Here is a 25980-nt window from a genome sequence, read left to right as displayed (position 1 = left end):
CTCCGGGCTCCTTCCCGAAGGCGCGGCGGGCTGCGATGAACGGTTAACCGGCGATTCACGCTGCCGCCGACGGGCCGGGGAGAGACCGCGGCCTCGGCGCGATTCACCACGTTCCTTCACCTGATTCGGTAAAATGCCGCGGGATCGTTCGCGGGCCGGGCGCTTGGGCGCCGGCTCGGGAGCATGCAACGATGCGGGGTTCGGTCCGATTGGGAATGGCGGCGGCCGCGGCCGCTTTCGTGCTGTGCGGGCCTGCGCGCGCGCAACAGGCGCGCTACGCCGAGGGCGGCTACGGCGGCGGCCTGATCGAGTACCTCGTCACCGGAAGCGCCGGGGGCGGCGGCCGCGGCTGGCCGCAGCGCTCCGCGGCCCCGCAGCGGGCGGCGACGTCCCAGCGGGTCGCGGCCTATTCCGGGGAGCTGGTGCCGGCCGAACCGGAGGCCGCTCAGGCATACGGACAATCCTACGGACAGGCTTACGGTGCGGCTCAGCCCTACGGCGCGCCGCCCGCGGCCGCCTACGGAACATCCCAGGCGGATCCCGCCCGGATCGCCCGCGCGGTCGCGCCGGAATTCCAGCGCCAGGAGGTTCCGTTCGCGGGGCCGCAGAAGCCCGGGACGATCGTCATCGATACCGCCGGCAAGCATCTCTACCTCGTGCAGGCCGGCCAGCGCGCCCTCCGCTACGGGATCGGCGTCGGCCGTCCCGGCTTCGCCTGGAGCGGTCTGAAGACCGTCAGCCGCAAGGCGGAGTGGCCGGACTGGACACCGCCGGCGGAGATGCTCGCCCGCCGGCCCGACCTGCCGCGCCACATGGCCGGCGGGCCCGAGAATCCCCTCGGGGCGCGGGCCCTGTATCTCGGCTCCTCGCTCTACCGGATCCACGGCACCAACGAGCCCAATACGATCGGTCAGTCGGTCTCGTCGGGCTGCATCCGGATGATGAACGACGACGTCGTCGACCTCTACGACCGCGTGCCGGTGGGAACACGCGTCGAAGTCCTGTGAGCGCCTGACGTCGTCGGCATCACGCAGGCTGACCCTTCGGATACGGAAAGGCCCGGCCGCGCCTGACGCGACCGGGCCTCTCTCTTTGGGGGCTGAGCCGGGGCTGGACGATCAGGTCCAGTCGCTGTCGTCGCCGCCGCCCAGGTCGCCGCCGAAATCGCCACCCGGATCGCTGTAGTTCGCGTCCTGGAAGCTACCCAGGTCGCCGCCGCTGTTGTCCAGGGCAGCTCCGAGATCCTGGTTGCCACCGTCGCCGTAGTAGTTGTTGACCACGGTCTCGCCGGCACCGCCGCCCAGGCCGGCGGCCGCAGCGCTGCCGAGGCTCGAGTGGCCGCCCGCGAAGGCGTTCGACAGGGCGCTGCCCAGGAGCATGCCGCCGGCCGCGCCCGCCGCCATGGGGAGCGCCGTCGCCATGAAGCCGCCGCCGCGGGCCGGCGCCTGCGGCTGACCGCCCCACGGGCCGCCCTGCTGGGGATAGCCCCCCTGCTGCGGGTAGCCTTGCTGGGGATAGCCCTGCGGGGGCGCGCCGCCCTGATTGCCCCAGGGTTGTCCGGCGGGACGCTGCTGTGCGTAGCCGGGCTGCGGCTCCTGGCGCTGGCTGCCGCCGCCGAAGATGCTCGACAGGAAGCCGCCGCCGCCGCCCGAGGGCTGCGCAGAGGCCGCTTGGCTGCGCGCCTGCTCCAGCTGCTGGTTCAGGCTCTTGATCGCCTCTTCCTGGACGTAGATCAGCTGCGCCATCGCGTAGGGCGCGTAGGGCTGGGCGCGGATCTTGTCGGCGATGAAGCGCTCCGCCTCCGCGTCGCGGGGCTGGGTCTGCGCCTGCTCCAGCCGCTGGAAGATGCCCGAAATGACGTCGCGTTCTTCGCTGTTCATGGAGTCGTCCTCCTCGAATCTCACCCGCGGGCCCGAACGCGCCGCATGGCAGACACGACATGGGTGCGCGGCGACGCTTTGTCAGGGGGATTGCGAAAACTTCATCCGCCGACTGCGAAAAACGAGAAGCCCGACCTTTCGGCCGGGCTTCCCAGAGGCGGATCCCGAACGCGGCCGTAGCCGCGCCGTCGCGCAATCCTAGAAGGTGCCGAACTTGTAGTTCAGGCCGGCGCGGACGACGGCGAACTCGTCGGAGCGGCGGCCGATGCCGCTGTAGACGACGGGGAAGTTGTTGGCGGCGTTGACGACGAGCGCGCCCTGGTTGCGGGTGCCACGGTCGAGGTTGACGTACAGGCCTTCGACCTTGAGCGTCACGGCCGACGAGCGGAAGAAGTTCAGGAAGGAGTCGGTGGGCAGGGCATACTCGATGCCGCCGCCGGCGGCCCAGCCGGTGCGGAAGCTGTCGTTGCCGGCATAGCCGCCGAAGGAGCGGTCGGCGCTGCCCGAGCCGTAGGCGAAGCCGCCGGTGCCGTAGATCAGGGTGCGGTCGAAGGCGTAGCCGAGGCGACCGCGGACGGTGCCGAAGAAGTCGAGGCTGGAGAGGCCGCGCGGGTCGGTGACGTAGTAGCCGGGGGCCAGCGCGCCGGAGATGAAGGCGTTGTTCCGGCTGCGGCCGAAGTCGAGGTACTGGGCGTCGGCCTCGACGCCGATGACGATGCCGGAGCCGGGCGTGAACTGGTAGTTGTAGCCGACCTGGCCACCGCCGGAGAAGCCGTCCTGGCTGCGGTTGCGGAAGGTCGCGACGGTGCCGGGGGCGGCGTAGGGGAAGGGCACGCCGAAGCTGGAACCGGTGTTGCGGTCGCTGGCGTCGAAGGCGTAGCCGGCGTTGATACCGAAATAGGCGCCGGTCCAGGTGAAGACCGGGACGGGGGTGAAGATCGGCGGCGGGGCGGCGCGGCGCGGCAGGTCGGCGGCGAAGGCCGAGCCGGCGAAGGCGACGCCCGCGAGGGCCGTGGTCACACGGAGCAGGGATTTCATGATCTGGTCCTCACTGGTGGTCCGCCCCGACCGTGGCCGGACGGGGGCGTAACCGGATCTGGCTGCGTTCCAGCGGTTCCAGGGCTGCTTTGCGCTCCGCGGTGTCGCCGACCGCATTCGCGGCCCCTTATGGCAACCCGCCGTTTATCCCCGGCACCTTGACCCCCCAACGCGGGCGAATGGCCAAGGTTCATTCACGGCTACGCTTTTTTCTCACCCGTGCATCGACAAAGTGTCGCACCCCCGTGTCCGGTGGCGGACCGCGCCGTCAGGGGACGAGCGTCACGGCGGAGATGAGGCGTCCGTAATCGGCCTCGCCGCGATGCGTGGTCCGCCGATAGCTGTAGAACCGCTCCGGATCCGCGTAGGTGCAGAGGTTGAGCGCGCTGGCTTTCCCGACATCGGCCTCGGCGAGCCGGGCCAGGATGAAGCCCGGCAGGTCGAACTGCGCGTGTCCGGGCCGCGTGCCGGCCGCGAGGAAGCGCTCCATGCTGGGGGCGTCGGACCGGAACCGGGTGATGAAGTCCGGGCCGACCTCGTAGGAAGCCTGCCCGATCGTCGGGCCCAGCACGGCGACGATCCGCTGCCGCCGCGCGCCGAGCGCCTCCATCGCCGCCACCGTCGCGCCGATCACGCCGGTGAGGGCGCCCTTCCAGCCGGCATGGGCGGCACCGACGACCCCGTTCTCGGGATCCGCGAACAGGATCGGCCCGCAATCCGCCGTGGCGATACCGAGCGCCAGGCCCGGCACCCGCGTCACCATGGCGTCGGCCTTGGGCCGCTCCGCCGCCGCGAAGGGCACTTCGACGGTGACGACATCGGCCGAGTGGACCTGGTACAGGCTGACGAGCCGATCCGGCGGCAGGCCGAGCCGGCCGCACATCCGCGCCCGGTTCTCGGCGACACGCTCCGGCACGTCCTGGGAGCCGAGCCCCCCGTTGAGCGACGCGTAGAGGCCGTCCGAAACCCCGCCGACGCGGGTGAAGAAGGCGTGGCGCACGCCCGCATGCGCGGAGAGTTCCGGCGCCTCGATGATCATGCCTGCGGTCACGGTCGGCCTCGCGGTTGCTCGTATCGCGCCCCGATAGCGCAAGGGCGGACCCTTGACGATGTCGTTCAACCGTCAGATTCTTGCTGCATTGCAGTATGGAGCCGATCCGGCTCCGCCTTGAGAAGGATCGCAATGTCACGAGGGATCGAGACCGACGTCCTGCCCGAGACGCCCGAGGCTGAAGAGCCCCGGATCCCGAGCGCGCCCGCCCACCCCGTCACGGGAGAGCCCGCCGACTTCGACCCGACCGACCTCAACCCGCCTGCACCGCCGACACCGCGGCCGTCCACCCAGACGGATTCCGGCTTCGGCTCCTTCGGCTGACCGAATCCGGCCCCCTGCGGGGCCGAGGAATCGGCCCGGCGGCTCAGGCCGCCGGAAACCCCGGGAGTGGTCCGAGGGCCGGGCCGCTCACCGCCATCACCTTGAACAGGCTGCCCATCCCGCCCCGGCTCGGATCCGTGAGGCGGGTGATTGCCGCGTCGATCGCGGCGGATTGCGCCGCATTGGCCCGGGCCTTCAGACGTTCGGCACGGGCGCCGAGGCCGAGGGCGGCCAGGAAGTCGCCCTGGTCCACCGGCCCTTGGATCGCCGCGCCCTCGGCCTGCGCCGCCTTCGCGTGGGCGGCGAAATCGACATGATGCGTCAGATCCGCCTCGCCGGGCGCGGCCAGTGGATCGGCGAAGCGATGCCCCGACAGGGCCTGGAGGGTGTCGCCGAAGCCCGGTCGGACATGGCCGTAATCGATGGCCAGCAGGCTGCCCCCCTGGGTGCACAGACGCCGCGCCAAGCTGCGCATCAGCGCGAGCCCGGCCGTCGGCACGCTCATGAGCGCCCCGTCCGGGCCGTCCGCGTCGAGGCCGGGGGTCGGCTCCGGCGACAGCCCGAAGGCGAGGCCGCCCTGCGGATCGAGGCCGACCTGCCGCTCGTGCCAGCCCGTCGGCCGGCGCTCGAACTGGCGCACCGGCAGGCAGTCGAAGAACTCGTTCGCCAGGATGATCGCGGGACCCGGAGGCAGCGACTCGATGTCGGCGTGCCACGCCGCGCCGGTCCCGGCGAGGAGGCGTTCCTGCGCGGCCCGCAGGACCGGGCTGGTCTCCACCAGTTGCGGCGCCACGCGCATTCCCGGGCGCGCCGCCCGCAACGCCCGCAGCGCGTCCGCCATCAGCGTGCCGCGGCCGGGCCCCAGCTCCACCAGAACCAGCGGATCGGGTCGTCCCATCAGCTCGTGGACATAGGCGCTCCAGGCACCGATCAGCTCGCCGAACATCTGGCTGATCTCGGGCGCGGTGGTGAAGTCGCCCCGGGCGCCCAGAGGGTCGCGGGTGCGGTAGTAGCCGTGGACCGGATGGCCGAGGCACAGGGCCATGTAGCGATCGACGCCGATCGGCCCGTTCTGGCGGATCAGCGCCGCGATCTCGGCTCCGAGGGGGCTCACGCCTCGACGGCCGCCTTGCGGTCCGCCTCGGCGGCGGGTGTCGCCACCGGATGGCGCGGACGCGTCCGGCCGGTCCCGGCCAGCACGATGTAGGTGAGGCCGACGACCATCATCGGCACGCACAGCAGCATGCCCATGGTCACGCCGCCGCCCATCGGACCGAAATGGTCGCCGAACAGGAAGCCGAGCTGGCGGTCCGGCTCGCGGAAGAACTCGCAGAAGGTCCGCGCCAGGGCGTAGCCGAGGACGAAGATGCCGCCGAGGAGGCCTGGCTTGCGGAAGCCGAACCGGCGGACGCTCACCGCCATCACGATGAACAGCAGCAGACCTTCTGTGGCGGCCTCGTAGAGCTGGCTCGGATGGCGGGGCACGGGCCCGCCGCTCGGGAACACGATGGCGTAGGGGAAGTCCGGCGCCACGCGGCCCCAGAGTTCGCCGTTCACGAAATTGGCGATCCGGCCGAAGAACAGGCCGATCGGTACGACCACCGCGCCGATATCGAGGAGCGTGTAGCCGTTAAGGCCCTTGCCGCGCGCGAACAGCAGGAAGGCCAGGATCGCCCCGATGAAGCCGCCGTGGAACGACATGCCGCCGTTGCGGATCGCCAGGATCTCCATCGGATCGGCGATGTACATCGGGAGATTGTAGAACAGCACGTAGCCGATCCGGCCGCCGAGCACGACGCCGAGCGCCACCCAGACGACGAGGTCGTCGATGTCGACGACCTGCGGGCGCTTCACCACGCCCCAGAGGCTGTCGGCCATGACGAGGCGGCGCGCGTAGTACCACCCGCCGATCAGGCCGGCGATGTAGGCGAGGGCGTACCATTTGATCGTGATCGGCCCGATCGCGAGCGCCACAGGATCGATGGCCGGAAAGGGCAGGGCGAGGAACGGCATCAGTCTCACCTCCGGGGCGGCCGGATTGGACGCCGGAGGGGCGACGCGTCAAGCCCGAGGGCACCCTGCCGGAGTGGAGGCCTCAGGCGCGCACGAACAAGACGCCGTGTCCGTCCGGCCCCGCGCAATAGACCGCTGCGCCGTCGGCGGAGGCCTGCGGAACCCGTCCGGCCGCGCGCAAGCGTCGCGACAAGGCCTGCGGATCGGCCGTGGCGAAGACGTAGCGGGTCGCGGCCCGGTCGGCGGGCCCGAAGACGAGCCGCCGTTCGGTGGCGGGCACGCGATAATGCAGCAGTTCCACGTGCGGCACCGGCTCCGATGGTTCCAGCGCCAGCACATCGACCTGCGGATCGTCCAGGCCATCGAGGCGTGCCTGTTCCGGGCCCTGATTCAGGCCGCGTTCCGCCAGCGTGAGACCGAGGGGGCCGGTCAGGAAGGCCAGGGTCGCCTCAAGATCGGTGACGGTGATCGCCGAGTGATCGATCCCCAGAAACAGCCCCGGCGCCTCGCGCCAGCGGTCGGCCGGGGGGCCGCCGGGAAAGACGATCAGCTCCAGCGGGTGCCCGTCGGGGTCACGGAACTTGTAGGCGGTCACGCCCCCCGTGGATTCCGGCAGGCGCTGGGGACCGCCGCGGCTGATGGGAAGCGGGGATAGCGGCGCGAGCTGCGCCATCGCGGCCGCCATGTCGCGGACCGGGATCGCGAGATGCTGGAAGAACGGGTCGGTCGCCGCCGGATCGGCCGGGTAGGGCGCACCGGGCGGATCCACCGTGAGGAAGGTGACGGTCTGCGCGCCGAGCCGCATGCGCAGCTGCGTCGCGCGCCTGTCCCCGAGTCCCATCGCTTCCGCCTGCGCGGGGGGCAGGGGTTCCGGCGGCGCGATCCGCGCGAAGCCGAGCCCGTCCCGGTAGAAAACTTCCGTGACGGCAAGGTCCGCGACGGTGCGGCCGAACCCGATGAGCGCCCGCACCCCGCTCACAGGAGAGGAGCCCCCCGCACGTTCACGTAGATCGCGTAGAGCGCCTGCGAGGCGCAGAGGAAGAGGCGGCTGTTGTTGCGGCCGCCGAAGGTCAGGTTGGCGACCGTCGCGGGCACGCGGATCTTGCCGACCAGCTCGCCGCCCGGGTCGATGCAGTGGACCCCGTCCCCGGCGCTCGACCAGAGATTGCCATGCTCGTCGCAGCGGATCCCGTCGGCATTGCCCGGCGCGATCGTGCAGAAGACGGCGCCCCCGGACAGGCCGCCGTCTTCGCCGACGTCGAACACGCGGACGTGCTGGAGCGGGTCGGTGTCGAACTGCAGGCCGGTCTCGACGATGTAGAGCCTGCGCTCGTCGGGCGAGAAGCACAGCCCGTTCGGCCCCTGGAAATCGTCGGCCACCACCCGCAGCGAGCCGTCGCGCGGGTCGAACCGGTAGACCGCGGCGGGCAGCTCGGAATCCTGCTTGCCGCCTTCATAGTCGGTCTGGATGCCGTAGGGCGGATCCGAGAACCAGATCGTCCCGTCCGACTTGCAGACGATGTCGTTGGGCGAGTTCAGCCGCCGCCCCCGGTAGCGCTCCACGAGGCTGGTGATGCTTCCGTCGAGTTCGGTGCGGTGGATGCGCCGGCCGCGATGCGAGCAGGACAGCATCCGTCCCTGGCGGTCGCGGGCGTGGCCGTTCTCGAAGTCGCTCGCCGCCCGGTAGACACTCAGGCCGGCAGAGTCGGACCAGCGCATCACCCGGTTGTTCGGGAGATCCGAGAACAGCAGCTCGTCGCGGTCGCCGAACCAGACCGGACCCTCCGTCCAGCGGAACCCCTCGGCGAGCTTCTCCAGCGGCGCGTTCGGCAGGATGTAGGCCTTGAAGCGCGGCTGCGTGAGGTCGAAGCCCTCCATCAGACCGGGCCTACCTGAAGCGGCCGGGCTGATTGACGGTCGGCTCGACCTGCAGGCCGGTCACGATCATGGTGCAGGGCTCGTCGCCCACCGTGCCGGACAGGTGGCCCTTCTTGCCGTCCCGCGCTTTCGTGTTCTGGTCCTCGCCCATCATCAGCTCGCCCGGGCCCATCTCGACCCGGTGGCCGTCCATGGTCTCGACGAACCAGCGCCCCGAGAGGATGGCGATCCATTGCGGCCGCGGATTCTCGTGCCACTCGCCCACCCACCCGACCGGCAGGACCGTGAAGGTCACGACCGACGGGGCCGGATCCATCTTGTCGTTCCACTGCGGCGCGGTCTCGGGGTTGATCCCCTCGAACTTGAACCGCTCGAGATGGAACAGCTCCTGGCGGCTCACCCCCTCCGCATCGGTGTAGACGTGCCAGTACGGCATCTTCGGAGGGGTCTGCTCGCTCATCGTCGCTCCTGCCGCGGCGGGACACTTGTTGTCCCACAACGGCCGGGCTTGGCGATGGTTCGCGCGCGGATGTCGGCGATCGGGACGGCCGACGTGCCGTCCCGAGGCCGGACCCGCCAGCGGCCCGCGCCGTCACATCTGCTCGGGGATCCGATCCGTCTGCGCGAGGTTCGAGAACCGGGTGATGTTGGCGTCGAACTGCAGCTCGACCGTGCCGGTCGGGCCGTGACGCTGCTTGCCGAGGATGACCTCGGCCTTGCCGTGGACGCGCTGCATCTCGGCCTCCCAGGCGAAGAACTCTTCGGTCCCTTCGCGGGGCTTCTTGTTGCCGACGTAGTATTCCTCACGGAACACGAACATCACCACGTCGGCGTCCTGCTCGATCGAGCCCGATTCGCGAAGGTCGGCGAGCTGCGGGCGCTTGTCGTCGCGGTTCTCCACCTGACGCGAGAGCTGCGACAGGCCGATGATCGGCACCGCCAGTTCCTTGGCGAGCGCCTTCATGCCCGTGGTGATCTCGGTCATCTCCTGCACGCGGTTGTCGCTGCGCTTGCCCGAGCCCGACAGCAGCTGGAGATAATCGACGATCAGCAGATCCAGCCCCTTCTGGCGCTTGAGGCGCCGGGCCCGGGCGGCGAGCTGGGCGATCGAGATGCCGCCGCTCTGGTCGATGTAGAACGGGATCGTCTGCATGTCGCGGGCGGCATCGGTGATCTTGTAGAAATCTTCCGGCCGGATGTCGCCGCGGCGGATCTTATAGGAGGGGACGCCCGACTGCTCGGCGATGATACGGGTGGCGAGCTGCTCGGCCGACATTTCGAGGGAGAAGAACCCGACGATCCCGCCATTCACGGTCTTGGTCGTGCCGTCCGCCTGCTTCTCGCCGCGATAGGCCTTGGCGATGTTGAAGGCGATGTTGGTCACCAGCGAGGTCTTGCCCATGGCCGGGCGGCCCGCGAGAATGATCAGGTCGGAGGGCTGGAGGCCGCCCATCTTGGCGTCGAGATCGCTGAGGCCCGTGGCGATGCCGGAGAGCTTGCCCTCGCGCTGATAGGCCTTGGCGGCCATGTCGACCGCGGCGGTCAGCGCGTCGGAGAACTTCTGGAAGCCGCCGTCGTAGCGTCCGGCCTCGGCCAGTTCGTAGAGCCGCCGCTCGGTTTCCTCGATTTGGTCGCGCGGCGCCTGCTCCACGGGCGCCTCGTAGGCGCCGTTCACCAGATCCTCGCCGATGGTGATCAGCCGGCGGCGGATGGCGAGGTCGTAGATCGTGCGGCCGTACTCGCCGGCATTGATCACCGTGGTGGCGTCGGCGGCGAGCCGGGCGAGGTACTGCATCACCGTCTGGCCGCCGAAATCGGCGTCGCCCAGATAGGTCTTCATGGTGATGGGCGTGGCGAGCTTGCCCGCCTTGATCAGGGACGCCGCCACCGTGAAGATCTGCTGGTGGGCATCCTCCATGAAGTGCTCGGCCAGCAGGAAGTCCGACACCCGGTAATAGGCGTCGTTGTTCACCAGGATCGCGCCCAGCAGCGCCTGCTCCGCGTCGATGTTGTGCGGGGCGACGCGGTACTCGGCCTGGACCGTTTCGAGCTTGGCCGTGAGCGCATTGGGCAGGGCCATCGGCGGACGACTCCGTATCAGGCGCCGCGGCGGGCGCGCCAGGATCACACCGCACGACCTTGGCCTCGGTATGGTTACCGAAGCTTAGCCGACGGCCGGTTCTCCCGGGCCGGGGCGCGGAAAAGCGGACGCCCGCCGACTCTCGCGAGCGGCGGGCGTCCATGCTGGAACAAAACTGGAACGTGTCAAGTCTCGGGGGCAATCGTCCCCAGTGTTCACCGGTATACAGGGCTGGGGACGGTTCCCAGCCGAGCCCGAACGCGGCGCGTCCGGCGCCCGGCCTAGGACGTGGCCCGGTCCGGTACCCGGCCCGCTATGTCCCGCACGTCCGACCGGCCCCGAAGCCGGTCGGACCATCCGCGGAAGAAATCAGCCGCGGTCGTCGGCACCCTCGCCGGCATCGGCCAGCGCCATGCCGACCTCGAGACCCAGGTCGTCGAGGTTGAACGCCTCGCGCTCGGTGACCGACTCGCCGCGGGCCTGACGCTCGGCCTCCTCGGGGCTGCGGGCGACGTTGACGGTGATCTCGACCTCGACCTCGGGGTGCAGCACCACCGGGACCTTATGGAGACCCAGGGTCTTGATCGGCTGGTTCAGGGTGAACTGGCCGCGGTCGACCGTGAAGCCCTCCTTCGAGACGACCTCGGCGAGGTCGCGGGTCGAGACGGAGCCGTAGAGCACGCCGGTCTCGCCCGACTGGCGGATCAGGACGAAGCTCTGGCCGTTCAGCTTCTCGGCGACGGCCTCGGCGTCCTTCTTGCGGTCGAGGTTGCGGGCCTCGAGCTGGGCGCGCTGGGCCTCGAAATGCTTCTTGTTGGCTTCCGTCGCGCGCAGGGCCTTGCCGCGGGCGAGCAGGAAGTTGCGGGCGAAGCCCGGGCGGACATTCACGGTCTCGCCCATCTGGCCAAGCTTGGCCACGCGCTCGAGCAGGATCACTTCCATGGTCTTTCTCCTTCAGGTGGTCGGCCGCTGAGGCCGGGGTCTCACGGCGCCGGGCTGTCCTTGGGACGCCGGCGGTCGAGGGCTGTATCGGCGAGGCCGAACAGGGTGAGGGCGACCAGGGCGATACCCTGGGTCACGAACAGGATCAGATACATGCCGAACAGCATCAGCCCGCGTCCGGGCCGGCCGCGGGAACGGTCGTGGAAGGCGGCGAGTCCCTGAAGGGCGAAGGCTGCGCTGAAGGCTCCGACCAGCGCGACGCCGAAGACGCCGACATAGCCGGGGGCGAAGCACATCGCGACGGCGGCCGCGAGCGCCGCGAGCGTCGAGCGCGGCATCGTGGTGGAGGGGATGTCCGGCCAGGGCCGCGGCAGGCGGCCCGAGATCTTCACGATCCGGGCCGAGGCCCAGAGATAGAAGGCCAGCAGCAGCGCGAGACCGTTCGCCGCCAAGGCCGGCACCACTCGGGCGAGGGCATCCGCGACCTCGGTCCGCGTCACGTCGGCCTGATCGTCACCGGTCTGCGGCGCCGGCTCGGGCGCGGCCGCCGCGTCCTGTCCGCCCGCGTCCTGTCCGGCCGTGCCTTGGCCGGCGGCGTCCTGGCCGGCGGCGACGGAGCCGGTCGACGGCGCACCGGCGCGTCGGGTTTCGGCAGGGCTCCGGGTTGCAGGCATCCGCGTCTGCACCAGCGTCTGGGCGAGCCCGCGCAGCTGCGCATCGAAGGCCGCGTGATTCGGCGACGACAGGACCGCGATGGCGATGAAGGCGAGGGCGGCCGTGGCGGCGATCCAGCCGAGCAGGCGGCCGGTCGGGTACCATTCAAGGCCGGCTTGCGTCTCGCGCCCGAGGAGCGTGAGGTAGGCGAGCCACCAGGCGGGGAGGGCGATGTAGGCCGCGAAGGCGAGCCCCATGAACGGGGCGATCACGAGGATCAGCACGAGGCTGCCGGTGGCCGCCGCCACGAGGGCGGCCTTATGGCTCCAGCCGAGGCCGACGATCAGGATCGGCAGCGGAGCCACGAGGTAGAGCAGGATCGCGAGGGGGGTCGCCTTCAGAAGCACCCCGAACAGGAGTGCCGAGACGAGGCCCGCGCCGATACCGATGCCGATATGCTGTGCCATGAATTCCGCTGTCCCGCTGCCGGTGCGGCAGGGTTAGAGGCACGGATACGCCCCAACGATCGGGCGGCGCGCGCCGCCCTCTGTGAGGACCGGCCCGGGCGAGAGCCGGGCCGGTCGGTTCGGTGACCTACTTGATCACGTAGGGCAGCAGGCCGAGGAAGCGGGCACGCTTGATCGCCTGGGCGAGCTCGCGCTGCTTCTTGGCCGAGACCGCGGTGATCCGCGACGGGACGATCTTGCCGCGCTCCGACACGTAGCGGGAGAGGAGCTTGACGTCCTTGTAGTCGATCTTCGGCGCGTTCGCGCCGGAGAACGGGCAGGTCTTGCGACGACGGAAGAAGGGACGGCGTCCGCCGCCTGCACCAGCACCGAAAGCCATGGGTTAGCCCTCCCCGCCGAAGCTGCGCTCGCCGCGGTCACCGCGATCGCCGCGGTCACCCCGGTCGCCGCCGAAGCCGCCACCACCGAAGCCCTCGTCATCCCGACGACGGCCGCGCTCGCGATCCTTGCGGTCGTCGCGGTCGCGCTTCTGCATCATGGCGGACGGCTCGGAATCGAGCTCCTCGACCCGGATGGTCATGAAGCGCAGCACGTCCTCGGAGATCTGCATCTGGCGCTCCATCTCGGCGATGGCGGCCGGCGGGGCATCGATGTTGAGGAGCGCGAAATGCGCCTTGCGGTTCTTCTTGATCCGGTAGGCGAGGGACTTCACGCCCCACATCTCGATCTTCTCGAGACGGCCACCGTTCTGCTCGATCACACCCTTGTAGGTGTCGATCATCGTCTCGACCTGCTGGGACGTCACGTCCTGGCGGGCCAAGAGCACATGCTCGTAGAGAGGCATATCGGGCCTTTCATCGTCAAAAGGAGCCCGGCCGCCGGAGGGCGGCTGAGTCGGGCCGGTTCATCTCGCGAGACGCTCGGCGCCAAGCCCTTCGAGCCGATTTTCAGGCCCGAGCGGTTGATCGAAGGCGGAGACACCGGACGACGGGATCCGACAAGATCCCTATGCCGCAAGCAGCATTGTCCGTTCAGCCCCCGGCCGGAGCGAACGCGAGGGGCGGCGCATAGTCGGTTTTTCCCGCTCTGGCAAGTTCGCCGCGCGCTTCAGGCATCCCGGTGCGGCGTCGAAGCGGGCTTCGGATCTGGCGCGCCACGCTGCCGGGCTCGTGGCCGGGCTCGTGCCGGAGACCGCGCGGGGGCAGCGCCGTCCGGGCCTGATTCTGCGAGCGGACGGCGGGGCGGCCACGATCGGTCTCCGGATCCGTCGACGGGCACCGCGGCTTGCCGCTCGGGCGGTTCGATGACACAAGCGCGGCGCAGCTGGGGATCCCCGGCCGCGCTGGTTGTTCGGTAATTCTCCAGATCCGTGATGGCAGAGGCCCCATCTTCCGGCCCCTCCGAGGTCGGTCCCGTGCTGATCACCGGCGCGAGCGGCTTCCTCGGCTCAGCCCTGGTCGACGTCTTTCGCCGGGCCGGCTTCCCGGTGCGCATCCTCGTGCGCGCGTCGAGCCCGCGCCGCAACCTCACCTGGACCGACGTGGAGATCGCCGAGGGCGACATGCGCGACCCGGCCGCCGTGGCGGCGGCGATGCGCGGCCAGCGCTACCTGATCCACGCCGCCGCCGATTACCGGCTGTGGGCGCCGGACATGGAAGAGATCGTCCGCACCAACCGCGACGGCACGCGCCTGATGATGCGCGCGGCGCTGGAGGCCGGGGTTGAGCGGGTCGTGTACACATCGAGCGTCGCGACGATCCGGCCGCCGGCCGACGGCGTCACGCCCTCCGACGAGACCATGCCGCTGACGCCCGAGACCGCCATCGGCGCCTACAAGCGCAGCAAGGTCGTGGCCGAGCGGGTGGTCGAGGAGATGGTCGCCCGGGACGGCCTGCCGGCGGTGATCGTCAACCCGTCGACGCCGATCGGCCCCCGCGACGTCAAGCCGACGCCCACCGGACGGATCATCCAGGAGGCGGCGCTGGGCAAGATGCCGGCCTTCGTGGATACCGGGCTCAACCTCGCTCACGTGGACGACGTGGCCCACGGCCATCTCCTGGCGCTCCGCAAGGGGCGGGTGGGCGAGCGCTATATCCTCGGCGGCGAGGACGTGTTCCTGTCGCAGATGCTCGCCGACATCGCCGGCATGGTCGGGCGCAAGCCGCCGACCGTGAACCTGCCGCGGGCCGTGGTCTATCCCGTCGCGTTCTTCGCCCAGCTCGCCGCCCGGGTCACCGGAAACCAGCCCTTCGCGACGATCGACGGCATCCGCATGTCGCGGTACCGGATGTTCTTCTCGGATCGGAAGGCGCGCGCCGAACTCGGCTACACGGCCCGGCCCTACCGCGAGGGCCTGTCGGACGCGATCACGTGGTTCCGTGAAGCGGGGTACCTCGCATGAGCACCCTCGAATCCGCCACCGCGACCCGTTCCGGCAAGGGGCACCGCGACGAGAACTTCCCCGTCGCCTCGCACCTGATCCATCCCCGTCATCGCGGCGCGATCCTGGCCTTCTACAATTTCGTCCGCGCCGGCGACGACGTGGCCGATCACGCGGAGCTGTCGCCGGAGCGCAAGATCGCGCTCCTCGACAGCCTGGCCGATTCGCTGACCGGCGCCGGCCCGTCCGATCCGGAGGCCGAGCCGCTCAAGCGCGAGCTCGCGGCCCGCGGCCTGCCGCCCCGCCACGCCCTGGAACTCCTCGACGCGTTCCGCATGGACGCCCGCAAGAGCCGATACGCGGATTGGGATGAGCTGATCCACTACTGCCGCTTTTCGGCCATGCCGGTGGGGCGCTTCGTCCTCGACGTGCACGGCGAGGATCCGGCCCGGGTCTACGGGGCCTCCGACGCCATCTGCGCGGCCCTTCAGGTGATCAACCACCTTCAGGATTGCGGCAAGGACTACGCCGCCCTGGACCGGGTCTACCTCCCGCAGGATTGCCTGGATCGGCACGGCGCCACGGTGGCGATGCTCGGCGAGGCCAAGGCGCCGCCGCAACTCCGGGCGGTGATCCGCGACCTGGCGCAGAGATGCCTCGACCTCCTCGACGAGGGCGCGGTCCTGCCGGATCTGATCGACGACCTGCGCCTGTCGCTGGAGATCGCCGCCATCCACCGCCTCGCCGTGGTGCTGAGCCGGGGCCTGCTGGAGCGCGACCCGCTCTCGGAGAAGGTCCATCACGGCAAGGCCGCCTTCGCCCTGACGGCTCTGGGTGGCGTCGCCGCCACCCTGGCACGCCGGCCCTTCCGCGGGCGCACGATCCGGGCCGCGGCTCAAGGAATCCGCTCGTGACCGCCACCGCCACGCCCGCCCAGAACCCAGAGAGCGCCGCCCCGGCGCTGCCCGCCGCCGGCTCCTCCTTCTATACGGCGATGCGCCTGCTGCCGAAGGAGCGGCGGGAGGCGATGTATGCCGTCTACGCCTTCTGCCGCGCCGTCGACGACGTCGCCGATGACGGCGGCAGCCGCGCCGTGCGGCAGGCCGAGCTTGACCGCTGGCGGGCCGATATCGACGCGCTCTACGCCGGCCGGCCCGCGCCGCGCGTGCGCGACCTCGTGGAGCCCGTGCGCCGCTTCGGCCTGAAGCGCGAGGATTTCCAGGCGGTCATCGACGGCATGGCCATGGACGCCGTCGAGGACATCGTCGCCCCCGACGCCGAAACCCTCGACCTCTACTGCGACCGGGTCGCGAGCGCGGTCGGCCGGCTGTCGGTGCGGATCTTCGGCATGCCGGAGGCGGACGGCATCCGGCTGGCGTGGCACCAGGGCCGGGCGCTCCAGCTCACCAACATCCTCCGCGACATCGACGAGGATGCGGAGCGCGGCCGGCTCTACCTGCCGCGCGAGAAGCTCCAGGCGATCGGCCTCACCGATCCGACGCCGGTCCAGGCGATCAGCCACCCGCGCATCGGCGAGGTCTGCATCTCCCTCGCCCGCGAGGCGGAGGAGCATTACGAGGCGACCTGGGAGATCATCCGCCGCAGCCCCCGCAAGGCCACCAAGGCCGCCCGGCTGATGGCGGCGGCCTATCACCTCTATCTCAAGGCGGTCGTCGACCGCGGCTGGGCGATGCCCCGGGCGCGGGTGAAGCCCGGCAAGCTCGCGCTGCTGGGCGTCGTCCTCCGGCACGGCCTGATCTGATGGGCACCGTCCACGTCGTCGGCGCCGGCCTGGCCGGCCTCTCCGCCGCCGTCGCCCTCGCGGAATCCGGTGTCCGGGTGGTCCTGCATGAGGCCGCCAAGCAGGCGGGTGGCCGCTGCCGCTCGTACTACGATCCGGCACTCGGCCTGACCATCGACAACGGCAACCACCTGCTGCTGTCCGGCAATGCCGATGCCCTGGGCTTCCTCAGGACTATCGGTGCCCCGGCCGATGCGCTGACCGGTCCGGACACGGCGGAGTTCGATTTCGCCGATCTGAAGACGGGCGAGCGCTGGCGCCTGCGGCCCAACGCCGGGCGGCTGCCCTGGTGGGTGATGAGCCCGGCGCGCCGCGTTCCCGGCACCCGGGCGCGGGACTACCTGGCGCCCCTCGGCATCCTGCGGGCGGCCTCCGGCAAGGCGGAGGGCGCGGGCGGGACCATCGGCGCGCACATGGCCTGCGAGGGCCCGCTCTACCGGCGCCTCTGGCATCCGGTGCTGCTCGCCGCCCTCAACACCGAGCCCCGCGACAGCGATGTCGGGCTGGCGGCCCGGATCCTCCGCGAGACCCTGGGCGCCGGCGGGAAGGCCTGCCGACCCCTCGTCGCCGTGGAAGGCCTGTCCTACGCCTTCGTCGACCCGGCGATTCGCTATCTCACCGCGCGCGGCTCCGAGATCCGCCTGGGCCGGCGCCTGCGCGGGCTTGAGACCGTGGACGGTCGCGTCGGGCAGCTCGTGTTCGCGGATGGCGCCGAGAGCCTCGGCCCGGAGGACGGCGTCGTGCTGGCGCTGCCCCCGTGGGTGGCCCGGGAAGTGTTGCCCGGTCTCCTCGCCCCGACGGAATTCCGCTCCATCGTGAACGCGCATTTCGCGCTCGCTCCGAAGCCCGGCAGCCCCCTCGTCCTCGGCGTCGTCAACAGTCTCACGGAGTGGCTTTTCGCCTATCCGGACCGGTATTCGGTCACGATCAGCGGTGCCGACCGGCTTCTCGATGTGCCCCGCGAAGACCTCGCGCGGCAGATTTGGGCCGAGATCGCACAGTTGTGCAACCTTGCACCGGATCTGCCCAGCTGGCAGATCGTAAAGGAGAAGCGTGCGACCTTCGCGGCGACGCCGGCAGAAGCCGCGCGGCGCTCGGGGGCCGAAACCGCCTACGAGAATCTCGTCCTGGCAGGCGATTGGACTGCGACCGGCCTGCCATCGACGATCGAGGGAGCGATCCGTTCGGGCCAGACGGCCGCGCGTTCCTTGCGCGCGGCATCGGTCGTGCGCTCTGGAACCCCAGCGCGCGGCGCAGCTTGAGGCATGGCGTCCGCCGCGAGGCGGTCGTTCGAGGCGAGGACTATGAGAGAGGCCGTAAGCAAAGTCGAGGCGCTGCAGCGCTCCAAGACGCAGGGGATCGCGCTCGAGGACGTCGAGCGCGGCGTGGCACAGGCGACGCGCGCGCTGACCGACTTGGCGCATGACGACGGGCATATCTGCTTCGAGCTCGAGGCGGATGCCACCATCCCGTCCGAGTACATCCTGTTCCACCACTTCCGCGGCACGCAGGTCCCCGGCGACCTCGAGGCCAAGATCGGCACCTACCTGCGTCGCACCCAGGGCCGTCACGGCGGCTGGGCCCTCGTCCACGAGGGGCCGTTCGATATGAGCTGCACGGTCAAGGCGTATTTCGCCCTGAAGATGATCGGCGACGACATCGAGGCGCCGCACATGCGCCGGGCACGCGAGGGCATCCTGTCCCGCGGCGGCGCGGCCAACGCCAATGTCTTCACCCGCTTCATGCTGGCGCTCTACGGCGAGGTGCCGTGGCGCGCCGTGCCGGTGATGCCGGTCGAGGTGATGTTCCTGCCGAAGTGGTTCCCCTTCCACCTCGACAAGATCAGCTACTGGGCTCGCACCACCGTGGTGCCGCTGTTCGTGCTCCAGGCGACCAAGCCCCGGGCCCGCAACCCGCGGGGCATCAGCGTGCAGGAGCTGTTCATCACGCCGCCGGAGAGCGTCCGCTCGTGGCCGGGTTCGCCCCATGCCACCTGGCCCTGGACCCCGATCTTCGGCTTCATCGACCGGGTGCTCCAGCGGGTCGAGAACCACCTGCCACGCAAGAGCCGCCAGCGGGCCATGGAAATGGCCCGTGCCTGGGTGAGCGAGCGCCTGAACGGCGAGGACGGCCTGGGTGCCATCTTCCCCGCCATGGTCAATTCGGTGCTGATGTACGAGGTGATGGGCTACCGGCCCGATCACCCGCAGGTCCGCGTCGCCTGCGACGCCATCGAGAAGCTCGTCGTCGAGAAGGCCGACGAGGCCTATGTCCAGCCCTGCGTCTCGCCGGTGTGGGATACGGCGCTGGCGAGTCACGCGCTCCTGGAAGCCGGCGGCCCCGAGGCCGAGGCCCAGGCCCGCGCCGGGCTCGACTGGCTGAAGCCCCGGCAGGTGCTCGACATCGTCGGGGATTGGGCGGCCCGCAAGCCGAAGGTCCGGCCGGGCGGCTGGGCATTCCAGTACGCCAACGCCCATTATCCCGACCTCGACGACACCGCCGTGGTGGTGATGGCGATGGACCGGGCCATGCGCCAGCACGGTCTGGTCGCCGGCATGCCGGACTACAAGGTCTCCATCGCCCGCGCCCGCGAATGGGTCGAGGGGCTGCAGTCGGAAGACGGCGGCTGGGCGGCGTTCGACGCCGACAACAACCACATGTACCTCAACCACATTCCGTTCTCGGATCACGGCGCGCTGCTCGATCCGCCGACCGCGGATGTGACCGCCCGCGTGGTCGGCATGCTGGCCCAGCTCGGCGAGACCCGGGAGACCTCCCGCGCCCTAGACCGCGGCGTGAACTACCTCCTGAACGACCAGGAAGAGGACGGATCCTGGTACGGCCGCTGGGGCATGAACTTCATCTACGGCACGTGGTCGGTGCTCTGCGCCCTCAACGCCGCGGGTGTCGATCCCGCCGATCCCCGCATCCAGCGGGCGGTGAACTGGCTGATCCGGATCCAGAATCCGGATGGCGGCTGGGGTGAGGACGCCTCTTCGTACAAGATCGACCCGGCCTTCGAGCCCGGTTCGTCCACCGCCTCGCAGACCGCCTGGGCGCTGCTCGCCCTGATGGCGGCCGGCGCGGTCGACGATCCGGCCGTCACCCGGGGCATCAACTTCCTCACCCGCACGCAGGGCGCGGACGGGTTCTGGAAGGAAGAGCGCTACACGGCCACGGGCTTCCCGCGGGTGTTCTACCTGCGGTATCATGGTTACCCGAAGTTCTTCCCGCTCTGGGCGATGGCGCGCTTCCGCAACCTCAAGCGCGGCAACAGCCGGCGCGTCCAGTTCGGCATGTGACGGCCTGCGGCCGGCCCGCAGGGCCGGCCGCGCCTCGCCGGATCGCAGCGCGTTCGACCGTTCCGACGACCGATCTGCGAGCCCGGTATTCCAGACGTGGCCTCCTCAGACAGCGACCCCGCGGGACCGGGCGAACCGCGTTCCGCGCCGGAGCCGGCCCAGACGCCGCCGCGACGTCCGCGCCGGCTTGCGGACCTGGCCGGACTGGTCCACCAGCGCGCCATGATTGATCCCACCGCACCCGTCCTGGCCGTCACCGGCCTCGCCCGCGAGCGCCGCATGGCGGCGGGGGAGGGGGTCGAGGCGGTGGGGGCCGGCGGCAACCCGCATCGCCTGCGTCACCTCCTCGACGCGCGCGTCTCCTCCGGCTGCCGGGCGGTTGTGAGCTTCGGCATCGCTGGAGGGCTCGATCCCTCTCTCAAGCCGGGTGACGTCGTCGTCGGTACCGGCGTGGTGAGCGAAGACGGGCGGCGTGCCGCCGATCTCGACCTCTCGGCGGCGCTCCTCAATCTCCTGTCCGGTTCCGGCGCGCGGGTGATCGCCGCCGATCTGGCCGGTGTCGATACGGCCGTGCTCTCCGTCGAGGGCAAGACCGATCTGCGGGCGACCTCCGGCGCGGCCGCCGTCGACATGGAATCGCACGTGGCTGCGTCCTTCGCGGGCCGGCACGGCGTGCCCTTCGCGGCGCTGCGCGTGATCTGCGATCCGGCCGGTCAGGCGCTGCCCGCCTTCGCCGCACAGGCGCTCACGGCGGACGGTGAACCCGACATTGCGGCGGTGTTCTTCGCCTTCGCCCGCGGCCGGGCACGGCTGGGGGACCTGATGCGGTTGGCCCGTGACTCCAATGCGGCCTTCGCGTCGCTTGGACGCTGTCGCGCCCGGCTCGGACCGGGGCTGGGAATACCGGCTGCGGAGCGCTGAGACGTCAGAGCCCGTTTCTGCCAGCGGACGCGAAGCAGGCCGGTTTCTCGCTTCCCAGTGCGCGCCAGGACCATCGTGAGGGACGACAAAAGGCGCCGGCCTGTTCGGCCGGCGCCAGTCGGAGGTCACCACGCGGCGGCGCGGGGGAGGGGCCCCGCGCCGGGAGGAGCCGGCCTCAGCCGTCCTTCTTGTTGAGCGAGACCGCCACGAACCGGGTCTGGCCCTTGCCGCTCTTCACCCGCATCAGCACGGCCTTGCGTCCGCTCGACTCGGCCGCCCGGATCTGCGTCGCCACATCCGACGGACGGGACACGCTCTGGCCGCCGACATCGAGGATCACGTCACCCGCCTCGATACCCTTGGCGGCAGCCGGCCCGTCGGGATCGACCTGCACCACCGCAACACCCTGATCCGACAGACCGACATCGCCGGCCGGAGCGAGCTGCAGGCCGAGCCGCGGCTGGCCGTTGTTCGAATCCTCGTCACGGCTCGCCATCTTCGTGCCGTCGGTCGGCATCGTGCCCAGCGTCACCGTGGCGGTGTCGGACTTGCCACCACGCAGGTAGCTCAGCTCGACCTTGGCGCCGGGCTTCATGCCGGCGATCCTGCGCGACAGCTCGCGGGCGCTGTCCACCGTGTCGCCGTTGACCTTCTCGATCACGTCACCGGCCTTCAGCCCGGCCTTGGCCGCGGGGGTGCCGTTCTCGGCATGGTCGACGAGCGCCCCCTTGGCCTTGTCGAGGCCCAGGCCCTCGGCGATGTCCTGCGTCACGGGCTGGATCTGGACGCCCAGATAGCCGCGGGCGACCTTGCCGTCGGTCCGGAGCTGATCGACCACCGCCTGAACGGTCTCGGCCGGGATCGCGAAGGCGAGGCCGACGCTACCGCCCGACGGGGACGCGATGGCGGTGTTGACGCCGACGACCTCGCCGTTGACGTTGAAGGTCGGGCCGCCTGAGTTGCCCTTGTTGATGGGCGCGTCGATCTGCAGGAAGTCGTCGTACGGACCGGCGCCGATGTCGCGGCCGCGGGCCGAGACGATGCCGGCGGTCACGGTGCCGCCGAGGCCGAAGGGGTTACCGATCGCCACAACCCAGTCGCCGACCTGAGGCGCGGATTTGCCGAACTGCACGTAGGGGAAGTTCGAGCCCTCGGTGATCTTCAGCAGAGCGACGTCGGTCTTGGGATCCTTGCCGATGACCTTCGCGTCGAGGGTGCGGCCGTCGTCCAGGGTCACCTGCACGGTCTTGGCGTGATCGACGACGTGGTTGTTGGTGACCACGTAGCCGTCGGCCGAGATGATGAAGCCGGAGCCGACCGCGCCGCGCGGACCCTGGCGCTGGGGCTGCATCCCGCCGGGGCCGTTCTGGCCGAAGCGCTTGAAGAACTCGCGCAGCTGCGGCGGCACATTCTGAAGGTTGCGGCCCTGGCTCGGGCCGTCATCGTCGTCGCTGCTCGCGGAGTCGTCGAGCTTGACCTTCACCGAGACGACGCCCGGCTTCACCTTGTTGACGATGCCGGCGAACGAGCCCGGCGGATGCTCGGGGGCCTCGATCGGGGATTTCGGAAGGGCCTGCGCGTAGGCCGGAGTCGCACTCGGCAGATAGCCGCTGCCAATGGCACCGCCGGCGATCAGCGCCGCCGCCGCCACGGAGGCGAGGGCGCGGCGCGAGGTGCGGCCAGTGGGACGGGTCTCGGTCATGGGGGCTCAACCTCTCGAAACTGATCGGGACGACGCCTGCGGTCGCGGCCGTCGATGGGATCTGTCTAGAGAGCGCCGCCTGACCCGGGCGTGGCGGTCAGATTACCGTTTGGACAGGTGGCCAAGCGGTCGCGGAGCCCCATCGCGATCCCGGCGGTGGCCTGCGATCGGAAGAGTGCGACGCCTCGATGCGGCACGGGACAGGCCCAGGCCTGTGCTGTCCGACACCGCGATTTCCGAGGGGCGGCCTTAAATCCCGCTGAGTTCGGCAGGCCGGCATAAGTTTCGGCGTTGCTCGATCCCAGTGTTCAGGCAGAGGGGATTGCAATGAAGACGCTGTTGGCCGCCGCCATGTTCTTCGGGCCGACTGTCGGCGCGCTGGCGGCCGACTCGTACGCGGATTACCGCGACTACTTTGACGCGAAGCCCGCCGTGGCAGATCACGCGCCGCGCGGCGGGTCCAAGAGGACATACGGGGTCGATACGCGCCGCCCCGGCGACGATCGCACCGCCAAGTCGGCGCCCCACCTGCGGCCCGGCTACTGGAACCAGGCCGGCGGCTATGTTCCGCCGGACTATTCCACGCATCCGCGGGCCGCGTCGCAGGACGGGTTCTGGAGCCCGAACGACGCGTCGGCCGCCAACTGGGCCGGGCCGCGGGCCTTCACCGGCACCCTCGGCACCCGCCGCTGACGCTTGGCCGTCCGGGTGACGGCGCGCTGCCGGTCCCGCCGGCGCAGGGCGCCGAGCCCGGGCCTCAGCGGCCCGGGACGGGCGCTCAGTCCCCGCTGAGCCGGACCAGAGCCTCCTCGATCTTCACCAGCCGCGCCGCCTCGCTGTCGCGACGCTCCCGGTTCTCCTCGATGATCTCCTCGGGCGCCCGGGCCACGAAGTCGGCATTGCCGAGCTTGGCGTCGATCTTCTTGATCTCGCCCTGCGCCTTGCCCTGCTCCTTCTTCAGGCGGGCGACCTCGGCGGCGAGATCGACGACGCCTTCCAGGGGCAGTGCGGCGACGCTACCGCGCACCAGCAGCTGAACCGAGTTCTTCGGCGGCGCCTCCGCGAAGGTGATGTCCGACAGGCGCGCGAGGCGCAGCAGCGTGTCCCGCCATGCCTCCACGCGCGCCCGGACCTCCGGGGCCGCGCCGACCATCACCAGCGGGATCTGCGCGGCGGCCGGGACATTGGTCTCGGACCGCGCCGAGCGGATCTGGCTGACGAGATCGACCACGAACCCGACCTCGGCCTCCGCGGCCGCATCGGCGAGGCCGCCGAGGTCCGGCCAGGAGGCCAGGGTCAGGAGGCCCCGCTCCGGCAGCTCGGCCCCCTTGATCGCCCACAGCTCCTCCGTGAGGAAGGGCATGAACGGGTGCAGCAGCTTGGCGACCTGATCGATCAGGAACGCCACGCTCGCCTGTGTCTCGGCCCGAATCGCGGGGTCGACGCCCTCGCCCTGGAGCACGGGCTTGGCGAGTTCGAGATACCAGTCGCAGAAGATGTTCCAGACGAAGCGATAGGCGGCCGCCGCGGCGTCGTTGAAGCGGAAGGCCTCGAGGGCACCCGTGACCTCGTCGACTGCGCGCGCGGCCTCGGTGAGCGCCCAGCGGTTGATCGCGCCGGTGGCGGAGCGCGGATCGAAGGCCGGGTCCAGGCGGCAGCCGTTGAGCTCGGCGAAGCGGGCGGCGTTCCAGAGCTTGGTCGCGAAGTTGCGGTAGCCCTGGACCCGGTCGGTGGACAGCTTGATGTCGCGGCCCTGGACGGCCAGCGCACAGAGGGTGAAGCGCAGGGCGTCGGCGCCGACCTGATCGATCAGCTCCAGCGGATCGACGACGTTGCCCTTCGACTTCGACATCTTCGCCCCCGACGCGTCCCGCACCAGGGTGTGCAGGTAGACCGTGTCGAAGGGGGCCCGGTCGGTGAGGTGCAGGCCCATCATCATCATCCGGGCGACCCAGAAGAACAGGATGTCCTTGCCGGTCACCAGGGTGTTGGTCGGGTAGAAGCGGCCGAGTTCCGGGGTCGAATCCGGCCAGCCGAGGGTCGAGAACGGCCAGAGGGCCGAGGAGAACCACGTGTCGAGGACATCCTCGTCGCGGGTCAGCGCGACGGAGCGGCCGTGCTTCGCCTCGGCCGCTTCCAGCGCCTCCGCCTCGCTCTCGGCGACGAAGATGCCGCCCTCCGCGTCGTACCAGACCGGAATCTGGTGGCCCCACCAGAGCTGGCGCGAGATGCACCAAGGCTCGATGTTGGTGAGCCACTGGAAGAAGATCTTCTCGTAGTTCTCGGGCACGAACTTGGTCTGCCCGTCGCGCACCGCCTGGAGGGCGCGCTCCGCGAGCGGCTTGACGTTCACGTACCACTGGTCGGTCAGGTAGGGCTCGATGACCACGCCGGACCGGTCGCCGTGCGGGACCGCGTGGGTGTTCGCCTCGGTCGCGCGCAGGAGCCCGCGCGCCTCCATCAGCGCGACCACCGCCTTGCGGGCCTGCGCCCGGTCGAGGCCGTGGAGCGCCAGGGCCTCCGGCTCGGGCGAGGTCCCGTCGAGGAAGGCCGCATTGCCCTCGAGCAGCATCCGCCCCTCGGGGTCGAGGACGTTGATCACGCCGAGCCCCTGGCGGCGGCCGACATCGAAATCGTTGAAGTCGTGGGCGGGGGTGATCTTGACCGCGCCCGTCCCCTTTTCCGGGTCCGAGTAGGTGTCGGCGACGATCGGGATCAGCCGCCCGACCAGCGGCAGGCGCACGCGCTTGCCGACCAGCGCCGTATACCGCTCGTCCTCGGGATGGACCGCGACGCCGGTATCGCCCAGCATCGTCTCGGGACGGGTGGTCGCCACCGTGATGACCGCCCCGGTCTCGGTTCCGCTCTCGTCGACGACCGGATAGTCGAAGTGCCAGAGATGGCCCTTCGTCTCGATCTGCTGGACCTCCAGGTCCGAGATCGCGGTCTGGAACTTCGGGTCCCAGTTCACCAGCCGCTTGTCGCGGTAGATCAAGCCCTGCCGGTGCAGGTCGACGAAGGTCTTGAGGACGGCCCGGCTCAGGCCCTCGTCCATGGTGAAGCGCTCGCGGGACCAGTCGCAGGAGGCGCCCAGCCGCTTCAGCTGGTTGACGATCGCGCCGCCGGATTCCGCCTTCCAGGCCCAGACCTTCTCGACGAAGGCCGCGCGGCCGATCTCGCGGCGACCGGGCTCCTGATGCTCCATCATCCGCCGCTCGACCACCATCTGGGTGGCGATGCCGGCATGGTCCGTCCCCGGCTGCCAGAGCACGTCCTTGCCGCGCATGCGCTCGAAGCGGCAGAGGATGTCCTGCAGGGTGTTGTTGAGGGCGTGGCCCATATGCAGCGAGCCCGTCACGTTCGGCGGCGGGATCACGATGCAGTACGGCGGAGCCCCGGCGCGCTCGGGCCGGCCGGCGCGGAAGGCGTCCGCCTCGGCCCAGGCGGCGGAAATCCGCGCCTCGACGGAGGTGGGCTCGAAGGTCTTGTCCATCATCGCGGGTACGGGCCGGCGCTTGTCCAAACGGGGTTGGCCCCGCTTTCGACC

At 70.5% G+C, this 25980-nt stretch carries 24 protein-coding genes; 9 read left to right on the top strand and 15 right to left on the bottom strand.

Features of this window, described 5'->3' with window-relative positions:
* Positions 1-191 precede the first annotated feature (191 nt).
* A complete protein-coding gene (locus ABIC70_RS00305) occupies positions 192-1007 on the top strand; it encodes a L,D-transpeptidase (RefSeq protein WP_502915927.1) in 816 nt (271 codons plus the stop codon).
* A 111-nt stretch (positions 1008-1118) separates the two neighbouring features.
* Here ABIC70_RS00305 and ABIC70_RS00300 read toward each other — a convergent pair whose 3' ends face one another.
* The 3 genes from ABIC70_RS00300 to pgeF all read right to left on the bottom strand — a co-directional run bounded on the left by ABIC70_RS00300 (position 1119) and on the right by pgeF (position 3957).
* The gene (locus ABIC70_RS00300) at positions 1119-1880 is read right to left on the bottom strand and encodes a DUF2076 domain-containing protein (RefSeq protein WP_354438567.1); all 762 of its coding nucleotides are present in this window, start codon (positions 1878-1880) and stop codon (positions 1119-1121) included.
* 198 nt (positions 1881-2078) lie between these two features.
* Positions 2079-2918 (bottom strand): outer membrane protein, encoded by an 840-nt coding sequence (locus tag ABIC70_RS00295; RefSeq protein WP_354438566.1) that lies wholly within the window; start codon positions 2916-2918, stop codon positions 2079-2081.
* 268 nt (positions 2919-3186) lie between these two features.
* Entirely contained in the window at positions 3187-3957 is a 771-nt protein-coding gene (gene pgeF / locus ABIC70_RS00290) for a peptidoglycan editing factor PgeF (RefSeq protein WP_354438921.1), read from the bottom strand.
* Positions 3958-4101: 144 nt separating this feature from the next.
* On the opposite strand from pgeF, the gene ABIC70_RS00285 reads away from it, so the two are divergent.
* Positions 4102-4293, top strand: a complete 192-nt coding sequence (locus ABIC70_RS00285; protein WP_354438565.1) for a fibronectin-attachment protein (FAP) — start codon at positions 4102-4104, stop codon at positions 4291-4293.
* Positions 4294-4336: 43 nt separating this feature from the next.
* Here the strand turns inward: ABIC70_RS00285 and ABIC70_RS00280 are convergent, their stop codons facing one another.
* The 10 genes from ABIC70_RS00280 to rpsF form a co-directional block, all read right to left on the bottom strand.
* A complete protein-coding gene (locus ABIC70_RS00280; RefSeq protein ID WP_354438564.1) occupies positions 4337-5407 on the bottom strand; it encodes a class I SAM-dependent methyltransferase in 1071 nt (356 codons plus the stop codon).
* Complete coding sequence (gene lgt, locus ABIC70_RS00275; RefSeq protein WP_374701296.1) at positions 5404-6306, bottom strand: prolipoprotein diacylglyceryl transferase; 903 nt, start codon at positions 6304-6306, stop codon at positions 5404-5406. The genes ABIC70_RS00280 and lgt overlap by 4 nt, the downstream gene beginning before the upstream one ends.
* Positions 6307-6388: 82 nt before the next feature.
* Positions 6389-7276 carry a VOC family protein gene (locus tag ABIC70_RS00270; RefSeq protein WP_354438563.1) on the bottom strand — a complete coding sequence of 296 codons (888 nt, stop codon included), beginning with the start codon at positions 7274-7276 and terminating at the stop codon, positions 6389-6391.
* A 5-nt stretch (positions 7277-7281) separates the two neighbouring features.
* Positions 7282-8184: an SMP-30/gluconolactonase/LRE family protein gene (locus ABIC70_RS00265; RefSeq protein ID WP_053611134.1), complete on the bottom strand. Its 903-nt coding sequence runs from the start codon at positions 8182-8184 to the stop codon at positions 7282-7284.
* Between the two features lie 10 nt (positions 8185-8194).
* Complete coding sequence (locus tag ABIC70_RS00260; protein WP_354438561.1) at positions 8195-8644, bottom strand: cupin domain-containing protein; 450 nt, start codon at positions 8642-8644, stop codon at positions 8195-8197.
* A 132-nt stretch (positions 8645-8776) separates the two neighbouring features.
* Positions 8777-10264 (bottom strand): replicative DNA helicase, encoded by a 1488-nt coding sequence (locus ABIC70_RS00255; protein WP_043346877.1) that lies wholly within the window; start codon positions 10262-10264, stop codon positions 8777-8779.
* 369 nt (positions 10265-10633) lie between these two features.
* The gene (gene rplI, locus ABIC70_RS00250; RefSeq protein WP_043346875.1) at positions 10634-11206 is read right to left on the bottom strand and encodes a 50S ribosomal protein L9; all 573 of its coding nucleotides are present in this window, start codon (positions 11204-11206) and stop codon (positions 10634-10636) included.
* 41 nt (positions 11207-11247) lie between these two features.
* On the bottom strand, positions 11248-12327 hold the full coding sequence (locus ABIC70_RS00245; protein ID WP_182591195.1) for a DUF2232 domain-containing protein: 1080 nt from the start codon (positions 12325-12327) through the stop codon (positions 11248-11250).
* Positions 12328-12454: 127 nt separating this feature from the next.
* Entirely contained in the window at positions 12455-12706 is a 252-nt protein-coding gene (gene rpsR, locus ABIC70_RS00240) for a 30S ribosomal protein S18 (protein ID WP_007561044.1), read from the bottom strand.
* Positions 12707-12709: 3 nt separating this feature from the next.
* Positions 12710-13171 carry a 30S ribosomal protein S6 gene (gene rpsF, locus ABIC70_RS00235; RefSeq protein WP_020090632.1) on the bottom strand — a complete coding sequence of 154 codons (462 nt, stop codon included), beginning with the start codon at positions 13169-13171 and terminating at the stop codon, positions 12710-12712.
* A gap of 528 nt (positions 13172-13699) precedes the next feature.
* Here rpsF and hpnA point away from each other — a divergent pair.
* From hpnA to ABIC70_RS00205, 6 genes are all read left to right on the top strand, one after another.
* Positions 13700-14728, top strand: a complete 1029-nt coding sequence (gene hpnA, locus ABIC70_RS00230; protein ID WP_043346872.1) for a hopanoid-associated sugar epimerase — start codon at positions 13700-13702, stop codon at positions 14726-14728.
* Positions 14725-15621, top strand: a complete 897-nt coding sequence (hpnC, locus tag ABIC70_RS00225) for a squalene synthase HpnC (RefSeq protein WP_354438560.1) — start codon at positions 14725-14727, stop codon at positions 15619-15621. Before hpnA ends, hpnC begins: the two co-directional genes overlap by 4 nt.
* Positions 15618-16469: a presqualene diphosphate synthase HpnD gene (hpnD, locus tag ABIC70_RS00220; RefSeq protein WP_053611139.1), complete on the top strand. Its 852-nt coding sequence runs from the start codon at positions 15618-15620 to the stop codon at positions 16467-16469. The genes hpnC and hpnD overlap by 4 nt, the downstream gene beginning before the upstream one ends.
* Positions 16469-17770: a hydroxysqualene dehydroxylase HpnE gene (gene hpnE, locus ABIC70_RS00215; RefSeq protein WP_111473208.1), complete on the top strand. Its 1302-nt coding sequence runs from the start codon at positions 16469-16471 to the stop codon at positions 17768-17770. The genes hpnD and hpnE overlap by 1 nt, the downstream gene beginning before the upstream one ends.
* A gap of 42 nt (positions 17771-17812) precedes the next feature.
* A complete protein-coding gene (shc, locus tag ABIC70_RS00210) occupies positions 17813-19810 on the top strand; it encodes a squalene--hopene cyclase (protein ID WP_043387030.1) in 1998 nt (665 codons plus the stop codon).
* Between the two features lie 222 nt (positions 19811-20032).
* Complete coding sequence (locus ABIC70_RS00205; RefSeq protein WP_043387061.1) at positions 20033-20731, top strand: phosphorylase; 699 nt, start codon at positions 20033-20035, stop codon at positions 20729-20731.
* Positions 20732-20906: 175 nt separating this feature from the next.
* On the opposite strand, the gene ABIC70_RS00200 is transcribed toward ABIC70_RS00205, so the two are convergent.
* Positions 20907-22433 carry a Do family serine endopeptidase gene (locus ABIC70_RS00200; protein WP_354438558.1) on the bottom strand — a complete coding sequence of 509 codons (1527 nt, stop codon included), beginning with the start codon at positions 22431-22433 and terminating at the stop codon, positions 20907-20909.
* 327 nt (positions 22434-22760) lie between these two features.
* Here ABIC70_RS00200 and ABIC70_RS00195 point away from each other — a divergent pair, with 327 nt between their 5' ends.
* Entirely contained in the window at positions 22761-23126 is a 366-nt protein-coding gene (locus ABIC70_RS00195) for a hypothetical protein (RefSeq protein WP_182591190.1), read from the top strand.
* Positions 23127-23211: 85 nt separating this feature from the next.
* Here ABIC70_RS00195 and ABIC70_RS00190 read toward each other — a convergent pair whose 3' ends face one another.
* The gene (locus ABIC70_RS00190; RefSeq protein ID WP_354438556.1) at positions 23212-25929 is read right to left on the bottom strand and encodes a valine--tRNA ligase; all 2718 of its coding nucleotides are present in this window, start codon (positions 25927-25929) and stop codon (positions 23212-23214) included.
* Positions 25930-25980: the final 51 nt, after the last annotated feature.

The sequence above is a fragment of the Methylobacterium sp. 1973 genome (assembly GCF_040545035.1).
In the GTDB taxonomy this organism is placed as follows: domain Bacteria; phylum Pseudomonadota; class Alphaproteobacteria; order Rhizobiales; family Beijerinckiaceae; genus Methylobacterium; species Methylobacterium fujisawaense.
The sequence above is the reverse complement of the archived record's forward strand: the minus strand, read 5'-3'. Positions and strand labels throughout refer to the sequence as shown.